The sequence below is a fragment of the Azospirillum sp. UENF 112521 genome, assembly GCF_058780665.1.
Genome location: NZ_JBSNCI010000004.1, coordinates 825,750 through 843,866 on the forward strand (window position 1 = coordinate 825,750; position 18,117 = coordinate 843,866).

Here is an 18,117-nt window from a genome sequence, read left to right on the forward strand (position 1 = left end):
CCGTTCCATCCCCCCGCCGGCCAGGACGGAGACAACATCCCCCGGTCAGCCCCCGAAATTCGGCTTCCCCGCCAGGATGTTGGAAGTCACGTGCCGGATATCGCGCAGGCCGCACATCGCCATGGTCACGTCCATTTCCTTACGGATGATCTCCAGGCACTGGGACACGCCGGCCTCGCCGCCGGCCCCCAGCCCATAGAGGAAGGCGCGGCCGATGAAGGTGCCCTTGGCGCCCAGCGCCAATGCCTTGACCACGTCCTGGCCGGAGCGGATTCCGCCGTCCATCAGCACTTCGATGCGGTCGCCCACCGCCTCGACGATGGCCGGCAATGCCGAGATGGAGGAAATCGCGCCGTCGAGCTGCCGGCCGCCATGGTTCGACACGATCAGCGCGTCGGCGCCGGTGTCGGCCGCCATCACCGCGTCCTCGGGATCGAGGATGCCCTTCAGGATCAGCTTGCCGCCCCAGCGGTCCTTGATGCGGCGCACGTCGTCCCAGTTCAGCGTCGGGTCGAACTGCTCCGCCGTCCAGGAGGACAGCGACGACAGGTTGCTGACCCCGGTGGCATGGCCGACGATGTTGCGGAAGGTGCGGCGGTGGGTCCGCAGCATGTTGATCGACCAGCGCGGCTTGGTCGCCATGTCCAGGATGTTGCCGACGGTCAGCTTCGGCGGGGTGGACAGCCCATTCCTGATGTCCTTGTGGCGCTGGCCGAGGATCTGGAGGTCGAGCGTCAGCACCAGCGCCGAGCAGCCCGCCGCCTTGGCGCGGTCGATCAGCTTGTCGATGAAGGCGCGGTCGCGCATGACGTAGAGCTGAAACCAGAAGGGCTTGTCGGTGTTCTCCGCCACATCCTCGATGGAACAGATGCTCATCGTCGACAGGGTGAAGGGCACGCCGGCCTTGGCCGCGGCGCGGGCGGCCAGGATCTCGCCGTCGGCATGCTGCATGCCGGTCAGGCCGGTCGGGGCCAGCGCCACCGGCATCGCCACCGGCTGGCCGACCATCGTGCTGGCCAGCGTCCGGTTGGTCATGTCCACCGCCACGCGCTGGCGCAGCTTGATCCGGCCGAAGTCGGACTCGTTGGCGCGGTAGGTCGATTCCGTGTAGGAGCCGGAATCCGCGTAATCGTAGAACATCCGCGGCACGCGCCATTCCGCCAGTTGCCGCAGATCCTCGATGCAGGTGACGGGCCGGTCGGTGAACAGGTTCGCCCAGCGCGACGGCGGCCGCGAGGAGGGCATGCGAACGGAGGTCATGGGGCGTGTCTCAACGGTTGCGCGCGAAACGGAAGGGCATCGATTTGGCCACTCCCTCCGCGCACCGTCAAGCCATGGCTGCGGCACCCCCGCTTTCAGCCGGTCGTGCGTCCGGCTTTCAGCGCGCCGGCTTCGACCTAGGCTTCGCGTTGGGCTTCGGCTTCGACGGCTTGGCCTTCGGCGGCGTCATCATGGCCTTGACCATCGCCGTCTGGGCCGCCGACTGGTTGCGTCGGGCCGCTGACATCGCTGCGGCGGTCCACATGCCGCCGGCACGGTTGGCCCAGGACAGCCACGCGCTCATGAAGGGATTCTTGGTCATGGTGCAGGCGACTCCGGAATGAGGGATACCGACGACAACAGCGCCGGGCCGCCGATGTTGCGCCGCACAATTTTGCGGCGCTTGCCCGCCCAAATTTTTGGCGGACCTGCCGATTCTTGGGCAGATGCACCAGGGCCGGGCGGCCCTGTTCGCCGGAAGACACCCTTATCCCCGCAAGGGAAGAGGGGCTTTTTCGCCGGCATATCCCTGGCATATCCATTGCTTGTGCAGCCCCAGGGGCTGGGCGATGTCGGGGGAACGGGCTGGATGGGTATGGAACGCGACGCCATGAAGAAAGGAACCAGCGCCGCCGCGGCGCGCTTCCTGCGCACCGCCAAGCTGTGCCGCATCCGCGACGTCGAACAGCTTCTGGCGGTCAGCGCCCTGGTGCGCGACCTCAGCGCCCTGATCCATGCCCTGCAGAAGGAACGCGGCGCCTCCTCCATCTATCTCGGGTCCGGCGGCACCCGCTTCGCCGAGGACCGCGCCCGCTGGCAGGCCGATGCCAGGACGCTGGAGTCGGTGCTGCGCGACCGGCTGGACCTCGTGGACGAGCAGCTCGACCGCCTCAGCTGCGGCGCGCAGTTCTACAGCCGGGCCGCCATTGCGCTCTATGCGCTGGACGGGCTGCCCGCCCTGCGCGATCAGGTGTCGTCGCTGGCGCTGGTGCCGCAGGATTCGGTGAAGGCCTTCACCGACATCGTCGGCCATCTGCTGTCCGTGCTGTTCGAGGCGGCCGACATCGCCGCCGATCCGGCGATCTCCCGCGCGCTGGTCGCCCTGTTCAACGTCGTGCAGGGCAAGGAATTCGCCGGGCAGGAGCGGGCGACCGCCAGCGCCGGCTTCTCGCGCGGGCGCTTCGACGGGGTGGAGCATGGCCGGCTCGCCCATCTGATCGACGCCCAGAACCGCGCCTTCCGCATCTTCGCCGAGTTCGCCGACCCCGCCCATGCCGCCGCCTTCCGCACCGCCCTGACCGACCCGTCGGTGGCGGAGGTCGAGCGGATGCGGGCGGTGGCGCTCAGCGACGATGCCCGCCACGGCGAGCTGTCGGGCATCACGCCGGAGGTCTGGTTCGACCGGTCGACCCGCCGGATGGAATTGCTGAAAACGGTGGAGGACCGTCTGACCGACGATCTCCGCCGCCTGTGCGAGGCCAAGCTGGCCCAGGCCCGTGCCGATCTCGGGCAGGCGGACGCCGGCGGTCCCGACGCGGTGCTGCCGGTCGCCATGATGCTGGTCGATGCCGGTGCCGCGCTGTCGGGATTCACCGGGCCGGTATCGACTGCGCCGGGCCAGGATGGCGCCGGTCTCTACGCCCCCGACGGGCTGCCGCCGAAGCTGATGCGCTCGGTCCTCGACGTCATGCAGGCGCAGTCGCAGCGCCTGCGCGACGTCAGCCTGGAGCTGGAGACGGCGAAGGCGGCGCTGAACGAGCGCAAGGTGATCGACCGCGCCAAGGGCCTGCTGATGTCCACCCGCAACCTGTCGGAGGAGGAGGCCTACAAGCTGATCCGCAAGACGGCGATGAACCAGAACAAGCGGATCGTCGAGGTGGCCGAAGCCATCCTCAGCATGTCGGACATCCTCCGCGGCGTCACGGCGGGAACGGGGGAGGGGGGACGGCGGGAGGATGACCTGACTACTGCACCGTCCGCACCGGCGAGAAGGGCAGCCCCGCCTGATCGAGCGCCCGGTCGATCACCTCCTCCGATTTCTGGTCGAACAGCTGCAGCAGCAAATCGTCGACCATCCAGTCGTTGGTGGGCGTGCAGGCGGTGAACAGCTCGCCGATGACCTCCGCCTGGAAATCCTCGCGACGGTCATCGCCGCCCTCATACTCCATCCGCTTGGCGACGCCGACCGCCACCTGGAAGGGCTGGGTCAGGCCGGGGGTGACGGCCGCTTTCTTCATCAGCGCCGCCATGCCCAGCTCGCCGTCGTCCCAGGCCAGCCGGCGGGCATTCTCCGCCGGGATGCCGGCGCGGACGGCCATGCCGGCGACGAACAGCGACAGGTCGCCGGCGCACAGCGCGCGGAACAGCAGGACCGGCGTCAGGCGGCGGTTGGCGTGCAGCCACTGGATCACCGCGTCGATGTCCTCGGCCCCGCGCAGGACCGGGCGCAGCAAGCGCATGGTCGCCGCCTCCCGGCCGCGCTCGACCAGCCGCTCGACCAGTTCGCGCGACAGGCCATGCGCCTGCATCAGCGTGGTGCGCATGCTGTCCGACACGAAGGCGACCACCCGCTCGACCATCGCCAGCGACAGGCCGGGGCGGGTCGCCGCCGCCTCGCTGACCATGCGGACACGGCCGAAGCGGTCGAGCGCGCGGCTCATCGCGCTGTCCGGCACCTCGGCGCCGTCGTTGCGCAGCAAGGCCGTCACCGCGATGACGTTGCCGCGCTCGGCAATCGCGCCGGACACGCGGGCGGAGACGGTGGAGCGGCTGGCGACCGCCACATGCTTGCCGGAATCGGGATCGGACAGCACGTCGAGCAGCAGGTCGTCGGTCAGGCCGGCGGCATCGCGCAGGATGGGGAAGGCCACCCGGCCGACGTCGCGGACCAGCCGCTCCGCCAGATCACCGGTCAGCAGCGGGCTGTTGCGCAGCTGCCAGGCCACCGCCTCGCGCACCGCCACCTGGGCGTCGCCGGCGAAGCAATGGACCACCTCGATGGCCAGCGACCGTTCGGCCGGGCTCAGCGCGCCCGCCTCCAGATCGTGGAACAGCTTGTTCATCGTCTCGATCCGCGTTTCCGCATTCGGCGAGACGAGCAGCCGCTCCACATCCTTCGACGACAGGCCGTTGGGGTGGGGGGCGTCTGGTTGGGCGGCGGCGTGTGGCATCATGGCACCCGGCTGCGGCATCGGAGGAGACCCTTCAGTCGAAATCGAGGCAGGAGTAGCGGACCATGTCGCCCCACAGCCGGTCGAGCCGGCGGAGCGTGCGGTAGCTGGCCTTCAGGTCGCGGACCTCGGTCTCGTTGCGCACCAGCGCCTCGGCCTGCGCCTGCTCCATCCGCCGCAGACCCTCCCACAGCTCCCGCCCCTTGTCGGTCAGTTGGAGCCGCGCGGTGCGGCGGTCGCGCTGGTTGGCGGCGCGGTTGATGTAGCCGGCATCGACCAGGATCTTCAGGCTGTAGGACGCGTTGGATCCCAGGTAATAGCCGCGCTCCATCAGGTCGCGGACCGACAGCTCGTCCTCGCCGATCAGCATGACCATCAGCGCCTGCACCGGGCCGATGTCCTCGATGCCCTGCTTGGACAGGCCGACGCGGACGACGTCGAGATACCGGCGGTGCATCCTCTCGATCAGCCGCGCCATGCCGTGGAAGTCGGCGAGGTCGAGATCCTCGCCGGGCTTGCCGCCCGCCCGGTCGGTTGCCTTGTCGTCCGCGCCCGGTTCGGGCGCGTCGTCATCGTCCCAGTTCAGGTTGCTCATCGCGTCCATGATCCTGCCGGCTCAACCATTCCTGTTTCCTTCCTGCCCGGCTCACTCCGCCGCGGCGGCAAGGCCGCGGAAGCCATGCGGGTGCGCGCTGCGCCATGCCCAGGCGCTGCCGATGATGCTGTCCAGTTCCGGGAAGCGCGGCTGCCAGCCGAGATCGCGGCGGATGCGCTCCGACGAGGCGATCAGCACCGGCAGGTCGCCGGGGCGGCGCGGACCGACCTTGACCGGGACGCTGCGGCCGGTGATGCGCTCCACCGACGCGATCACCTCGCGCACGCTGTAGCCGGTGCCGTTGCCCAGATTGTAGCGGACCGACCGCCCGTCCAAGGCGTCCAGCACCCGCAGATGGGCGTCGGCCAGATCGCAGACATGGATATAGTCGCGGATGCAGGTGCCGTCGCGCGTGTCGTAATCGGTGCCGAAGATCTCGATGTGCGGGCGCTTGCCGGTGGCGGCGTCCATCACCAGCGGGATCAGGTGGGTTTCGGGGCTGTGGTCCTCGCCCAGCCGACCGTTGGGATGGGCGCCGGCCGCATTGAAGTAGCGCAGGCAGGCGGACCGCAGGCCATGGCAGCGGTCGGCCCAATGCAGGGCGCGCTCGATCATGAACTTCGATTCGCCGTACGGGCTGCCGGGGTCGATCGCCTCGTCCTCGTCGATGGGGATGCGCTTGGGCGAGCCGAACAGGTTGGCGGTGGAGGAGAAGACCAGCTTCATCACCCCGGCCTTCACCGCGGCGCGGATCAGGTTCAGCGAGGTGACGGTGTTGCCGTGCAGGTAGGCGTGCGGGTCGCGCATCGACTCGCCGACCACCGACAGGGCCGCGAAATGGAACACGGCATCGAAGTGCCATTGCCCGAACACGCGGGCCAGCGCCGCCTCGTCGGCCAGATCGGCCTGGACGAAGGTCGCCTCGGGCGGCACGGCGGCGGCGTGGCCCTGGCGCAGATTATCGAACACCACGACCCGGTGGCCGCGGTCGAGAAGCTCGGTCACGCAGTGGCTGCCGACATAGCCGGCGCCGCCGGTGACGAGAATGGTTTGGGACGTCGTCATGGAGTGTGGGTTTCCTTGAACCGGTTTTCGGGCCGCAACCGGAATCGGGCGGCCGGCGTGGTGGAAGGAAAACGGGGGGCGGGTTTGGGGCGGTGCAGGGGGCCGGATGGGGGGATCACGGCGCCTTGCGCAAATCTCATGCAGCGCAGCATGCACGATGTCGGCCGCGTCTGACCAGATTGCTGGAAACCCTCCCCCGAAGGGCCTAAGACCTTAGGTGAAGTCGGGTTTCTTCTTTTTCTGTCAGTGACTTAGCTGTTGTTTTCTACCCCTTTTTCGAGTGCTGGAAAGGGGTGATGCCCAAAACTTGTCACACGTCTCTAAAATGTCTCCGGTGTAAAGCTTAAGCGTGCCAAATCCGCCGACGCTTCCCCCCGCGTCCGGATCTGTCCCAGCATAGGCGGTCTCCCGGTCACCGGGCAGGCTGCATCCGGCATCCCCCCAGCCGGCTTCCTGTCCCGCGTCCGTCGCCGCCGGCAGCTTTTCCTGTTTTCCCCGATTTCCAGCGCCGCATCAGGTGGCGAATCCTCCTTCAGGAAGGATCGAAGATGAGTTCCGTGGATCGGCCCCTGCTGACCCAAGCCTACCGGAAGATCGGACAGGGCCTGCTGCTGGCCGGTGTCCTCAGCCTGTTCGTGAATGTCCTGATGCTGGTGCTGCCGCTTTTCACCATGCAGGTCTACGACCGTGTGATGAGCAGCCGCAGCCTGGAAACGCTGACGATGCTGGCGATCATCGCGGTCGGGGCGTTGGCGCTGTACGGCGTGCTGGACTTCATCCGCGCCCGCGCCTTCCTGGTGACCAGCGCGGTGATCGCCCACCGCTTCAACGTCCCGGCGCTGGAGGCCTCCATCGTCGACGCACTGTCGGGCGGCCCGCGCAATGCGGCGCAGACCATGCGCGACCTGAACGACCTGCGCAGCTTCATGACCAGCAGTGCCGTGACCGCCCCGCTGGAACTGGCCTGGGCGCCGATCTTCCTGGCGATCCTGTTCCTGCTGCATCCGGTCTATGGCGTGCTCGCCATCGTTTCCGCCCTGGTGCTGCTGGTGATGGGCGTACTGACCGACATGCTGACCCGCCGGCCGATGGCCCAGGCGAACGAGGCCTCGGCCCGCGTCTTCGCCGACATCGCCGGCACGGTCCGCCATGCCGAAGCCATCGAGGCGATGGGCATGCTGCCGGCGCTGGCCCGACGCTGGCAGTCGGCGCAGAGCGGATCGGCCGGGATGATCGACCGCGGCGCCACCCTGTCGCGCGGTCTGGCTGCCGCGTCGCGCTCACTGCGGATGATCCTGCAGGTCGGGGTGATCGCCGCCGGCGCCACGCTGGTGATCGACAATCTGGTGACGCCTGGCAGCATGATGGCCGCCGGCCTGATCACCGGCCGCCTGCTGCACCCCTTTGAACAGCTGGTGGATGGCTGGCGCCAGTGGGTCAAGGCGCTGGAGGCGCACCGCCGCATCCGCGACCTGCTGAACAACGGCGCCTCGGCCCGCTCCACCATGCCGCTGCCCCAGCCGCAGGGCGCCCTGACCGTCGACCGCGTCACCCATGTGCCCTCCGGGCTGAACCGACCGGTGCTGCGCAACGTCACCTTTGCGGTCCAGGCGGGAGAGGTGCTGGGCGTCATCGGCCCGTCGGGAGCGGGAAAATCGACGCTGGCCCGCCTGCTGGTCGGCGTCTGGCAGCCCACAGCCGGCGGCATCTATCTCGACGGCACCAGCACCTATCTGTGGGAGCGCGAGAGCTTCGGCAAATATGTCGGCTACGTCCCGCAGTCGGTGGCTCTGCTGGACGGCACCATCGGTGAGAACATCTCCCGCATGGCTAGCGCCGACCCGGCGGAGATCGTCCGCGCCGCCCGGCTGGCCGGCGTGCACGAGATGATCGGCCGCTTGCCCTTCGGCTACGACACACCGGTCGGCGACAGCGCCTTTTCCCTGTCCGGCGGCCAGCGGCAGCGCATCGCGCTGGCCCGCGCCCTGTTCGGCCGCCCCCGCCTGCTGGTGCTGGACGAGCCCAACTCCAACCTCGACCATGACGGTGAGCAGGCCCTGCTGAGTGCCGTTCAGAAGGTGAAGGCGGATGGCACGACCGTGGTGATGATCGCCCACCGCCCCTCCATCGTCGCCATCGCCGACAAGCTGGTGGTGATGAAGGACGGCGCGGTCGAGCATTTCGGCGCCCGCAACGACGTCCTGAAACTGGTGCAGCCCGGCGGTGCTCCCGCCGGCCCCAACACCACCATTGCCCGCCTCGTCCGCAGCGGAGAACAGCGATGAGCAGCGATACGCCCCTCCTGTCGTCCCAGCCGGTCTGGACCGCGACCATCGATGTGGCTCCGGTCGAGCCGTCCCTGCGCGGCACGGCGCTGGCCGGCGCGCTGGCGGTGCTGGTGGGCTTCGGCGGCTTCCTGACCTGGGGCTTCACCGCCAGCCTGGACAGCGCGGCGCTCGCCGCCGGCACGGTGATGGTTGAAAGCCATCGCAAGACCGTCTCCCATCTGGAAGGCGGCATCCTGCGCGACCTGCTGGTCAAGGACGGCGACCTCGTGCATGCCGGTCAGGTGCTGCTGCGGATGGACTCCACGCAAAGCCAGGCGGTGGTGGCCCAGTTGCAGGGGCAATATTGGACGGCCCTGGCCCGGTTGGGCCGGCTGCGGGCCGAACAATCGGAAGCACCCAAGCCGCTGTTCACTGACGAGTTGGTGAAAGCGGTGCGTGACAATCCGGTGGCGGCGGAGGCGATGGCGGTCGAGGAACGGCTGTTCCGGTCCCGCCATGACAGCTATGAGGCGCAGCTGGGGATCCAGCGCAGGCAGATCTCCCAGCTGCGCGACGAGATCGCGGCACTGGAATCCCAGCGGATCGCCACCGCCGACCGGCTGCGCTACACCCAGGAGGAAACTCGCGTGGTGCAGGGCCTGCTGGCGAAGGGATACGAGCGCAAGCCGCGCCTGCTGGAGCTTCAGCGCAACGTCGCCGATTCCGAAGGGCGGCTGGGCGAGCTGATGGCAAACAAGTCCAAGGCGGAACAGGCCATCGCCGCCGCCGAACTGACCATGATCAACATCGGCAACACCCGGCGCTCGGAGGTATCGACCGACCTTCAGGCCGCCCAGGCCAGCGTCGCCGACCTGTCGGAACGGCTGCGCAGCGCCGATGACGTGCTGCTGCGTCAGGCGGTCACCGCACCGCAGGCCGGGCGGGTGACGGGGCTGAAATTCTTCACCACCGGCGGTGTGATCCCGGCCGGTGCCGGCATCCTCGACATCGTGCCGCAGGACGACGCGATGATCGTCGAGGCCCGCGTCTCTCCCCACGACGTCCAGAATGTGGAGGTCGGCAGCAAGGCGATGGTGAAGCTGACCGGCTACCGCCAGCGCGCCGTGCCGCCGGTGGCAGGACAGGTGGTGTCGTTGTCGGCCGACCAACTGGAGGACGAGCGCACCGGCGCCTACTACTTCGCTGCAAGGATAAGCATGGATGCGGGGGAATTGAAGGCCCTGCCCAATGTCGAACTGCATCCCGGCATGCCGGCCGAGGTGATGATCCACGGCCATGCCCGCCGTGCCATCGACTATTTCCTGACGCCGTTGACCGACGGTCTTCAAAGAGCCTTCCGCGAAAAATAAGCGGAACCGCCTTCCCACCCGGCCCTCCCCCGTTCGGGCCGGTGCGGGTGGGGGCTCTTGCACGGGTTCCATCCCCTGGCAAGCGGCCCCGTGGAAGGGCCGGCGTCCCCCACGCCGGCCCTTTTGCACGCCCGCGACAGAAGCGATGCATTTTTATTGCAGTCGAATCCGCCTATGCTTGCATAAGAGAGTATTCAGGCATTGTTTTGGTCGCTGACTGATAAAATGATTTTCTTTTTTCATCGCCGATGACGGTTTCGTCATGGGCGGCATGAGCGGTCCCGCCGTCGCCGGAAAATTCGCTGTGGCTTTGGGCGGGCCATTCGATTTTTAAAACTTTCTTTTAACGATTCGGGCTTTTTCCTGCAAATCCAGCCAGTCCATGGCGTTTCAGTGGTGAAAATGCGGGTCTGACCATCATTTTTTAAAGCGGAAACTGCTTAGAAATTCGAAGCAATTCAAAGTAACTGTCTTTTTGAAAATATCGACAATGCGTTCTACTGCAAGAATCCGCTGTCTAGACTCAACTTTCTCTTCCATGTGACCGAGTTTTATCACACTATCCGCCCGATAGATTTGGTTACACCGAAAGGCGAGCTCAGTCTTTCGAGCGAGGCCTAAAGAAGGCCCAAAAATCCCAATCACATCGCAAGGAGACACCTACGATGGCTACGGTTCCTGGGGGCAGCTACGACGTGCATATCGGCACGAATCACGACGATCTGCTGGTCGGCGGCGAGGGTGACTCTCTGTTGCTGGGGGGCAACGGAAGCGACACTCTGCTCGGCGGCAATGGACATGACCTTCTGTTGGGGGGCAACGGAGCGGACGTGATCCATGGCGGTTCGTCGGCGGATGTGCTGCTGGGGGGTAACGGCAACGACATCATCGACGGCGGTTCGGGCGACGACATCATCTTGGGGGGGAATGGTGACGACGTGCTGATCGGCGGTGCCGGGCGCGATCTGCTGGATGGCGGCAAGGGCGACGACGTGCTGTCGGGGGGCGACGGTGACGACGTGCTGAACGGCGGCGCCGGCGACGACACGCTGTACGGTGGCGGTCATAACGATATCCTTAATGGCGGCAAGGGTGACGACCTGCTGCGCGGCGGCACCGGTGACGATGTGCTGAATGGCGGTGACGGCGACGACACCCTGTTCGGCGACGACGGCAACGACCGCCTGGAAGGCGGCAAGGGCGACGACCTGCTGATCGGCGGGGCCGGCCACGACGTCTTCATCTTCTCCGGCGGCGGCGGCCAGGACGTGGTCCTGGACTTCAAGGCCGGCGAGGACGTTCTGCAGATCTCCCGCAACATCAACGGTCTGAAGGTGACCGACGCCGCCGATCTGGCCGCCCGCGTCACCGACCAGCATGGCGATGCCGTGATCGACCTCGGCCATGGCGACAGCATCACGCTGAAGGGTGTCTCGGCTGCGGACATCCACAACCACCCGAACGACTTCTTCGTCATCCACTGACCGAGCACTGTCCGGGCACTGATCGTCCACTGCTTCTTTGAGCAGTGAACAAGAAGGACGGACCGGTGGTGTCACAGCCGCCGCCGGTCCCCCTTTGCCCGCAGTCAGCCGATTTCGACTTTCCAACCCACCGACGCTGCCGGAATCCCATCCATGACCGTCATCGCCGTTCTGCCGAATTCGGTGTCGATCGCCCCCGCCCAACGTCTGGCGCTGGGTCCCCGCTTCCTCCTCGTTTCCTGGACGATGGATGGAAAGGCGGACGGCGCGGCCGATGCCGTCGGCCCGATCACGCCGAGCGTCGACGGGAAGCCGGTGCGTCCGCCCTTCACCACGCTGACCATCGACACCGGCTGGGGCGGACGGCGCGTCCTATCGATCCTGCCGGCGCCGCGCGATCCGCGCATGCCCATCCATTTCATTGCCAGAAACCGGGTGATCGCCGAGCTTCGCACCGAGTCCGGTGCCGCCGATCTCGATCCCGCCGGCTTGCTGGGCAGCCTCGACGGCGCCGCCCGCCTGCGGGTGCAGCGCTTCCTGTTCGATTTTGCCTGCTCCACCCCGGCGCTTCGCCGCGATGCCGCCTTTGCCGGGCTGTGCCGCCGGCTGGTTCTGGACCGTGCGGCGGAGCCGGCGATGCTGGCGATCCGCGCCACGGCGGGCGGCGACCTTCTCCTCTGTGCCGGGGCGCTGTCCGGTCGCTTCGGCGCCATCAGCGGTCTAGTGGTGCTGTCGCCGAACGCGGTGGCGCGGGCGCCCTTCGATGCCTGCATCGGACCCGATCCGGCCGGCAAGGGGCGCATCGCCTTCGACCTGCTGATCGACCGCAGCCTGTGCATGCCGGGCAATCTGCTGGTTGTGCTGGGCGCCAACGGGGTCGCCTGCCGCCGCTTTCCCGTGGAATCCGCCGGCCTGCCGACCCTGACCGACCGACTGAACGCCCGTCCCGACACGCCGGCCGCACTGCGCCATTATCTGCTGACCTGCCTCGCCCAACGCGGCCGCAGCGATGCGTCCGCCGCCTCGGCGGTCAGCGAGTTGCAGGCGTTGGCCCCGCTGCCGCGCCGGCAGGCCGCCGATGCCAAGCGGCCGATCGGTGCCTCGCTCGACCTCGCGGTTCCCACGGCCGATGGCGGCCTGTTCCTCGCCGGCTGGCTGCACGACCCGCATGGGCTGGCGGCGGAGCTGGTGGTGCGCACGCCCTTCGGCGGCGAACGCCGGGTCGAGCGGTTCGCCCACCGCTTCCCGCGCGAGGATGTGGCGAAGCTCTACGGCACCGGCGGCATCGACCGCAGCGGCTTCGTCCTGCATCTTCCCGGCAATCCCGAACCGGCGGAAGCGCTTCAGGTGACGGCGGAGCTTCGGCTGGCCTCGGGCGGGGCCCTGCGTCTGGTTCCGCCGCCGCGTCCGCGTGCCCATGCCGATGCCCGCGCCGCCGTGCTGGGCAGCCTGCCGCCGCGCTTTGCCACGCCGGAGCTGCTGGAGACCGTCATCGGTCCGGCCGTCGCCCCACTGCATGCCGCCCATCTCGCCACCCGCGGCGAGCCGGAACTGGTCGTCTATGGCGAGCGCAAGGCCAAGCCCGCGGTGTCGGTCATCATCCCGCTCTACCGCACGCTGGAGTTCCTGCGTTTCCAGATCGCCTGCTTCGCCACCGACCCGGCGATGGCCGACGCCGAACTGGTCTTCGTGCTCGACAGCCCGGAGCAGCGGGACGAGGTGGTGCATCTGCTGCGTGGCTTCCACGGGCTCTACGGCCTGCCGATGCTGCTGCTGGTGCAGAGCGCCAATTACGGCTATTCCGCCGCCAACAATGCCGGCGTCGCCGTTGCCCGAGCCAACCGCCTGCTGCTCCTCAATTCCGACGTGGTGCCCGACCGCGCCGGCTGGCTGCCGCAGCTGGTCGCGGCGCTGGAAGAGCGCCCCGGCATCGGCGCCGTGGGGCCGAAGCTGCTGTTCGACGACGACAGCCTCCAGCATGCCGGGCTCTATTTCGACCGCGACCTGCAAGGCGCCTGGTACAACCATCATTACTTCAAGGGCCTGCCGCGTGACTTCGCTGCCGCCTGCCGGCCGCGGTCGGTGCCCGGCGTCACCGGTGCCTGCCTGCTGACCACGCGCGCCGCCTACAGCGCGGCTGGCGGCTTTTGCGAAGACTACATCATCGGCGACTTCGAGGACTCGGACCTCTGCCTGCGCATCCGCGACCAGGGGCTCGACATCCGCTATGCCCCGTCGGTGGAGCTGTACCATCTGGAGCGCCGCTCCATCGGCCGGCACCAGGGCTACACCCGCGGAGTCGCCTCCGAATACAACCGCTGGCTCCATGGCCGCCGCTGGGCCGACCGCATGGCCGGACTGATGGCGCACGACTGGTGTGCCGATGACGAGGCGCAGCCGTCCCGGAGCAGCCGGACCCGCAAGACAGCACAGGTGATCCGATGAATGCGATCGTGCCGACCCCGCAGCTTGCCGTGCTGCGCCGCCAGACCGATCCGCGGCTGGAGTGGCTGTGCGCCCAGATCGCGCGCAACCGTTTCCTGCCGGTGCCGCCGCCCGAGCTGCATTTCATCGGCGACGGCGATTTTCGTGCCATCGGGGCGGAGTTCCTGCGCCATTTCGTCCGTCTTGGGGGCTTGCGTCCCGACCACAAGGTGCTGGAGATCGGCTGCGGTGTCGGCCGCATGGCCCTGCCGCTGACCCAGTATCTGGACGGGTCCTATGATGGCATCGACATCGTGATGGACGGCATCCGCTGGTGCGCCTCGACCATCACGCCGGCCTACCCGGAGTTCCGATTCCACCATCTCGACGTCGCTAACGGCCTCTACAATCCCGATGGCCGGATCGAGGGGGAGACGGCGACGCTGCCCTTCAAGGCCGGCGCTTACGACTTCGTTATCCTGACCTCCGTCATCACCCACCTGCGCACCGCCGATACCGAGCGCTATGCGGCGGAGATCGCGCGGGTGCTGAAGCCGGGCGGGCGCTGCTTCCTCAGCCTGTTCCTGGCCGACGCCACGGCGCGCGCCGGCATCGCCAAGGGGACCGCCCGCCCGCCGTTCCGCGATGCGCCCGGCGTGGAACTGCTGGCCGATCCCGAGCATCCCAACGCCGCCGTCGCCTATGACGAGGAATTCCTGCTCGGCCGCTTCGCCGCCCATGGCCTGCGTCCCGCCCGCGTCGTCATGCGCGGCCACTGGAGCGGCCAGCGCGAGGCCGAGAATTTCCAGGATCTGCTGGTTCTGGAGAAGGGGACCGCGCCATGAGCCGGCGCCGCCTTCCGCTGCTCCCCGCCAATCAGGCCGCCCGTCCCGCTCCGCGCCAGCCGGCGCGGCCGCTGGTGGCCGCCCGGCCGCCGCGGGTGCTGCTGATCGCGCACAACCACCCGAGCCTGCATCCGGGCGGCACCGAGATCTTCGCGCATGAACTGTTCGGCGGCCTGAAGGCGGCCGGTGCCGAGTGCCTGTTCCTGGCCTGCACCAACGACGTTCACCGCGCCCCGCGCCCCGGCACCGGTTTCCAGACTCTGGGCCGCAGTGCCGACGAGGTGCTGCTGTGGGCCGGCCATTTCGATCACTTCCATCAGAGCCAGATCGACCTGCACGGGCTGGTCCCCGACCTGTCCAACCTGCTGCGCGCCTTCCGGCCGGACATCGTGCATGTGCATCACACGCTGTTGCTGGGCGTGGAGATGCTGTTCCTGATCCGCCGTGTCTGCCCGGATGCGAAGATCGTCTACACCCTGCACGACTACTACCCGATCTGTGCCAATGACGGGCAGATGGTGACGCCGCCGCGCGGCGAAGGCGGGACGCGAACGCTCTGCACCAAGGCGTCGCCGGACGCCTGCCACCGCTGCTTCCCCGACCGGCCGGCCGACCAGTTCCTGCTGCGCGAGAAGCACATCAAGGCGATGTTCGGGCTGGTCGACCGCTTCCTGGCGCCCAGCCGCTTCCTGCGCGACCGTTATGTCGCCTGGGGCCTTGACCCCGCCCGGATCGAGGTGATGGCGAACAGCCGCCCGGCCGTCGAGCCGGCCCCGGTACGCGACCTCGCCCCCGGTGCTGCGCGCGACGTCTTCGCCTATTTCGGGAACCTCAATCCGTTCAAGGGCGTCACCGTGGCGCTCGACGCCGTCGCCCGCATGGCGCGGCAGGGGCTTTCCCCGTCGCTTGCCGTGCATGGCGGCAGCCTGTATCAGACGCCGGAGTTCCGCCAGCGGGTGGCCGACGGCTTCGAGGCGGCGCGCGGCCTCGCCACCGCCCATGGTCCCTACCGGTCGCAGGAGATGCCGGCGCTGATGGCCGCCGCCGACTGGGTGGTGATGCCGTCGATCTGGTGGGAAAACGCGCCTCTGGTCATCCAGGAGGCTTTCCAGCACTGCCGCCCGGTCATCGTCAGTGGCATCGGCGGCATGGCGGAAGCGGTGCGCGATGGCGTCGACGGCCTGCATGTCCGTCCCAACGACCCCGCCGACCTCGCCCGCGTCATGACCCGCGCCATGACCGAACCCGGCTTGTGGGATCGGCTGTCGGCCAACATCCCCGCCGTCCGCCCGACGGAGGAGGCCGCGTCGCTCCACCTCGCGCTTTACGGCGAACTTCTTTCACCGGCTCCCGCCGCTCTTATCCAGGGGAATCGCACCCGATGAAGGACCGCAGCACCAAGGCCGACATCACCGCCGCCGTCCTGCTGGACGAGGACACGCTGATGCTGTTCGGCGCCATCGACCAGCCCCTGCCGGCCGACAGCGTGGTGATGCTGGACGGCATGATCGATGGGCGCTTCCGCGGTGGCTGCTGGACCGATGGGGCAGGGGAGCGCTGGTTCCTGGGCGCCATCCGCGTTGCAGGGCTGGCCCACATGCGCCCGTCCCGCATCGAGATCGAGGATGCCCAGGGCAAGCACCTGCTGCTGCCCCGCCTGTCGAACGTCCGCACAAACCCCGCCCATCTGGTCGCGGCCTTGCGCGAGGTGCAGCCGCAGTCGCTGGACGTCGCATTGGACGTCGCCGTGACCCTGCTGTCCGGCCCGGCGATGGGCGAGGGCGAAGCCGGGGAGGGCCACCGCCGCACGCGCCTGCTGTCCGGTCTGGCGCATGAGGCATCCCGCCCCGACGGCTTCGCCGAGGTGCTGGGCCGTTTCCGTGACGGCGCGCTGATGGTGCAGGGCTGGTCGCACGGCTTCCCGGCCGGTGCCTCCCATATTCTGCCCCCTGTGCTGGTCGAGGCGGAGGAGCTGCGGCCCCATGCCATCGCCGCCGCGCCCTTCCACCGTCCGGACCTGCCCGACGATGCCGCCGGTCTGCTGACGGTTTTGGAAGGCCCGGTCGCCGCCCCTGACACCATCCGCCGCATCCATTTCCGCGCTGCCGACGGCTGGCGCCATCTCGCCATCTTCGAACACCGGCAGCTTCTGGCCGATGGCGTCGCCTCCGCCCATGCCCGCGACATGCTGGGCCAGTTGCAGGGCGATGCCGCCCGCCGCGGCGTCGCCGCCGCCCTCGCCGCCCGCTACAACGGGGTGGAGACGGTGTCGCAGATCCAGGCCCCCGTGCGCATGGGGCTGGACATGGCGGTGCGCGTGCCGGGCGCCGGGCTGTTCGTCTGCGGCTGGCTGCTCGACCCCACGCAAGCGGTCCGTGCGGTGACGGTGAAGGGCGGCGGCATGACGGCGCGGCTGGACGCCGACTGGTCGCGGCTGGCCCGCAAGGACGTGTCTGATGCCTTCGCCCATGATCCGCTGTTCGCCGGCCGGCTGCTCCCGGGCAACGACGGCCACGGTTTCACCGCCTTCGCCCGCGAGTCCGCCGGCATCGTCGCCGATGCCGAGTTCCATCTGGAGTTGACGCTGGCCGACGGCATCGCCTTTCTGCCGCTGCCCTGCCAGCCGCCGACCGGCGATTCGCTGCGCCGCATGCTGGGCGCGGTCAATCCCGACAGCCCGGCCATCGACCGTGTCGTCTCCACCCATCTAGGGCCGATGCTGCGCACCGCGGCCTCAGCGAAGGCGGCGCCGTCTTCCGTCCTGCACCCGATGGGCCGGACGCTGAAGACGCCGCGGGTGTCGGTGATCCTGCCGGTCTGCGACGGGCGCGAGGATGTCGACCTGAACCTCGCCCGGATGGCGAACGATCCCGACTTTGCCGAGGCGGAGATCCTGGTCGTCGCCGGTGCCGCCACCCACGAGCGGCTGGCCGGCATGGTCCGTCAGGCCGCCGGCTTCTACCGGCTGGCGGTCGGCTTCGTGGCCGCTCCCACCGCCGCCGACCCGTTCGAGGCGATGGCCGCATCCCTGCCGCATGCGCGAGCCGACCGTGTCCTGCTGCTGTCGCCATCGGTCCTGCCGACCGAACGCGGCTGGCTCTCGGCACTTGAACGCGCGACCCGCAAGCCGAACGCCGTCGGCTCCGCCGCACTGGCGCCGGTGATGGTCAGCCCGACCCTGCTGTATGAAGATCATTCCGTCCGCTTCGCCGGCATCGTCGCGGTGGAAGGGCCGGGCGGTGCCGTCACCTATGAGCGCCGCTTCGCCGGCTATCCCCGCGACTGGCTGAAGGATCAGGAGGCGTCCGCGGTCGATGCCGCTTCCGCCGACTGCGCGCTGCTGCCGCGCGAGCTTCTGATGCGTGCGATGGCCGATGGCGGCCGCTATCTCGGGCTGGAGCCGAAGGGGCTGGACCTGTGCCTGCGGGTGCGGGCTGCAGGCGGCTCCTGCCTGTGGCTGCCGAAGGTTCGGCTGGTGGCGGTCGACGAGCAGTCCCGCAATGCCCGCGACCCCAGGCTGGAGCGCATGAGCGCCCTGGTCGACGACTGGAGCTTCGCCGAGCGCTGGAAGGCGTCGATTGCCGCCTAGTGCTTCGCCTCCACCCGGTTTTCACCCCCTCCGCTTAGGACAGACGGT

12 protein-coding genes and 1 pseudogene are annotated in these 18,117 nt (G+C 68.6%); 8 read left to right on the top strand and 5 right to left on the bottom strand.

Translation table 11 applies throughout. From position 1 onward, the window contains the following. Positions 1-45 precede the first annotated feature (45 nt). Positions 46-1,260 (bottom strand): alpha-hydroxy acid oxidase, encoded by a 1,215-nt coding sequence (locus ACWPN8_RS24260; protein WP_282188121.1) that lies wholly within the window; start codon positions 1,258-1,260, stop codon positions 46-48. Between the two features lie 118 nt (positions 1,261-1,378). Next, entirely contained in the window at positions 1,379-1,582 is a 204-nt protein-coding gene (locus ACWPN8_RS24265) for a hypothetical protein (RefSeq protein WP_146208064.1), read from the bottom strand. A gap of 288 nt (positions 1,583-1,870) precedes the next feature. On the opposite strand from ACWPN8_RS24265, the pseudogene ACWPN8_RS24270 reads away from it, so the two are divergent. Then, positions 1,871-3,094: pseudogene (locus tag ACWPN8_RS24270) on the top strand (nitrate- and nitrite sensing domain-containing protein); the annotation flags it as partial. Between the two features lie 130 nt (positions 3,095-3,224). Here ACWPN8_RS24270 and ACWPN8_RS24275 read toward each other — a convergent pair. Genes ACWPN8_RS24275 through galE form a run of 3 tightly spaced genes read right to left on the bottom strand, consistent with a single transcriptional unit; the run spans position 3,225 to position 6,090 of the window. Continuing rightward, on the bottom strand, positions 3,225-4,433 hold the full coding sequence (locus ACWPN8_RS24275) for a DUF2336 domain-containing protein (RefSeq protein ID WP_492242570.1): 1,209 nt from the start codon (positions 4,431-4,433) through the stop codon (positions 3,225-3,227). 31 nt (positions 4,434-4,464) lie between these two features. Then, positions 4,465-5,025 carry a MarR family transcriptional regulator gene (locus tag ACWPN8_RS24280; protein ID WP_247873131.1) on the bottom strand — a complete coding sequence of 187 codons (561 nt, stop codon included), beginning with the start codon at positions 5,023-5,025 and terminating at the stop codon, positions 4,465-4,467. 51 nt (positions 5,026-5,076) lie between these two features. Next, positions 5,077-6,090, bottom strand: coding sequence for a UDP-glucose 4-epimerase GalE (gene galE / locus ACWPN8_RS24285; protein ID WP_492242571.1), 1,014 nt, complete (start codon positions 6,088-6,090; stop codon positions 5,077-5,079). A gap of 548 nt (positions 6,091-6,638) precedes the next feature. Between galE and ACWPN8_RS24290 the strand changes: the two genes are divergently transcribed. From ACWPN8_RS24290 to ACWPN8_RS24320, 7 genes are all read left to right on the top strand, one after another. Then, complete coding sequence (locus ACWPN8_RS24290; RefSeq protein WP_423320122.1) at positions 6,639-8,375, top strand: type I secretion system permease/ATPase; 1,737 nt, start codon at positions 6,639-6,641, stop codon at positions 8,373-8,375. Then, a complete protein-coding gene (locus ACWPN8_RS24295) occupies positions 8,372-9,727 on the top strand; it encodes an HlyD family type I secretion periplasmic adaptor subunit (RefSeq protein WP_492242572.1) in 1,356 nt (451 codons plus the stop codon). Before ACWPN8_RS24290 ends, ACWPN8_RS24295 begins: the two co-directional genes overlap by 4 nt. Before the next feature lie 665 nt (positions 9,728-10,392). After that, entirely contained in the window at positions 10,393-11,211 is an 819-nt protein-coding gene (locus tag ACWPN8_RS24300; protein ID WP_109449095.1) for a calcium-binding protein, read from the top strand. 153 nt (positions 11,212-11,364) lie between these two features. Further along, positions 11,365-13,656, top strand: a complete 2,292-nt coding sequence (locus ACWPN8_RS24305; RefSeq protein WP_492242573.1) for a glycosyltransferase — start codon at positions 11,365-11,367, stop codon at positions 13,654-13,656. Then, on the top strand, positions 13,653-14,480 hold the full coding sequence (locus ACWPN8_RS24310) for a class I SAM-dependent methyltransferase (protein WP_492242574.1): 828 nt from the start codon (positions 13,653-13,655) through the stop codon (positions 14,478-14,480). The genes ACWPN8_RS24305 and ACWPN8_RS24310 overlap by 4 nt, the downstream gene beginning before the upstream one ends. After that, positions 14,477-15,865, top strand: a complete 1,389-nt coding sequence (locus tag ACWPN8_RS24315; RefSeq protein ID WP_492242575.1) for a glycosyltransferase family 4 protein — start codon at positions 14,477-14,479, stop codon at positions 15,863-15,865. The genes ACWPN8_RS24310 and ACWPN8_RS24315 overlap by 4 nt, the downstream gene beginning before the upstream one ends. Continuing rightward, positions 15,862-18,069 (top strand): hypothetical protein, encoded by a 2,208-nt coding sequence (locus ACWPN8_RS24320; protein ID WP_492242576.1) that lies wholly within the window; start codon positions 15,862-15,864, stop codon positions 18,067-18,069. Before ACWPN8_RS24315 ends, ACWPN8_RS24320 begins: the two co-directional genes overlap by 4 nt. Positions 18,070-18,117 lie beyond the last annotated feature (48 nt).

Coding starts and splice junctions, on each gene's coding strand:
- ACWPN8_RS24260 (WP_282188121.1), bottom strand. CDS start 1,260: ATGACCTCCGTTCGCATGCCCTCCTCGCGGCCGCCGTCGCGCTGGGCG.
- ACWPN8_RS24265 (WP_146208064.1), bottom strand. CDS start 1,582: ATGACCAAGAATCCCTTCATGAGCGCGTGGCTGTCCTGGGCCAACCGT.
- ACWPN8_RS24275 (WP_492242570.1), bottom strand. CDS start 4,433: ATGATGCCACACGCCGCCGCCCAACCAGACGCCCCCCACCCCAACGGC.
- ACWPN8_RS24280 (WP_247873131.1), bottom strand. CDS start 5,025: ATGAGCAACCTGAACTGGGACGATGACGACGCGCCCGAACCGGGCGCG.
- galE (WP_492242571.1), bottom strand. CDS start 6,090: ATGACGACGTCCCAAACCATTCTCGTCACCGGCGGCGCCGGCTATGTC.
- ACWPN8_RS24290 (WP_423320122.1), top strand. CDS start 6,639: ATGAGTTCCGTGGATCGGCCCCTGCTGACCCAAGCCTACCGGAAGATC.
- ACWPN8_RS24295 (WP_492242572.1), top strand. CDS start 8,372: ATGAGCAGCGATACGCCCCTCCTGTCGTCCCAGCCGGTCTGGACCGCG.
- ACWPN8_RS24300 (WP_109449095.1), top strand. CDS start 10,393: ATGGCTACGGTTCCTGGGGGCAGCTACGACGTGCATATCGGCACGAAT.
- ACWPN8_RS24305 (WP_492242573.1), top strand. CDS start 11,365: ATGACCGTCATCGCCGTTCTGCCGAATTCGGTGTCGATCGCCCCCGCC.
- ACWPN8_RS24310 (WP_492242574.1), top strand. CDS start 13,653: ATGAATGCGATCGTGCCGACCCCGCAGCTTGCCGTGCTGCGCCGCCAG.
- ACWPN8_RS24315 (WP_492242575.1), top strand. CDS start 14,477: ATGAGCCGGCGCCGCCTTCCGCTGCTCCCCGCCAATCAGGCCGCCCGT.
- ACWPN8_RS24320 (WP_492242576.1), top strand. CDS start 15,862: ATGAAGGACCGCAGCACCAAGGCCGACATCACCGCCGCCGTCCTGCTG.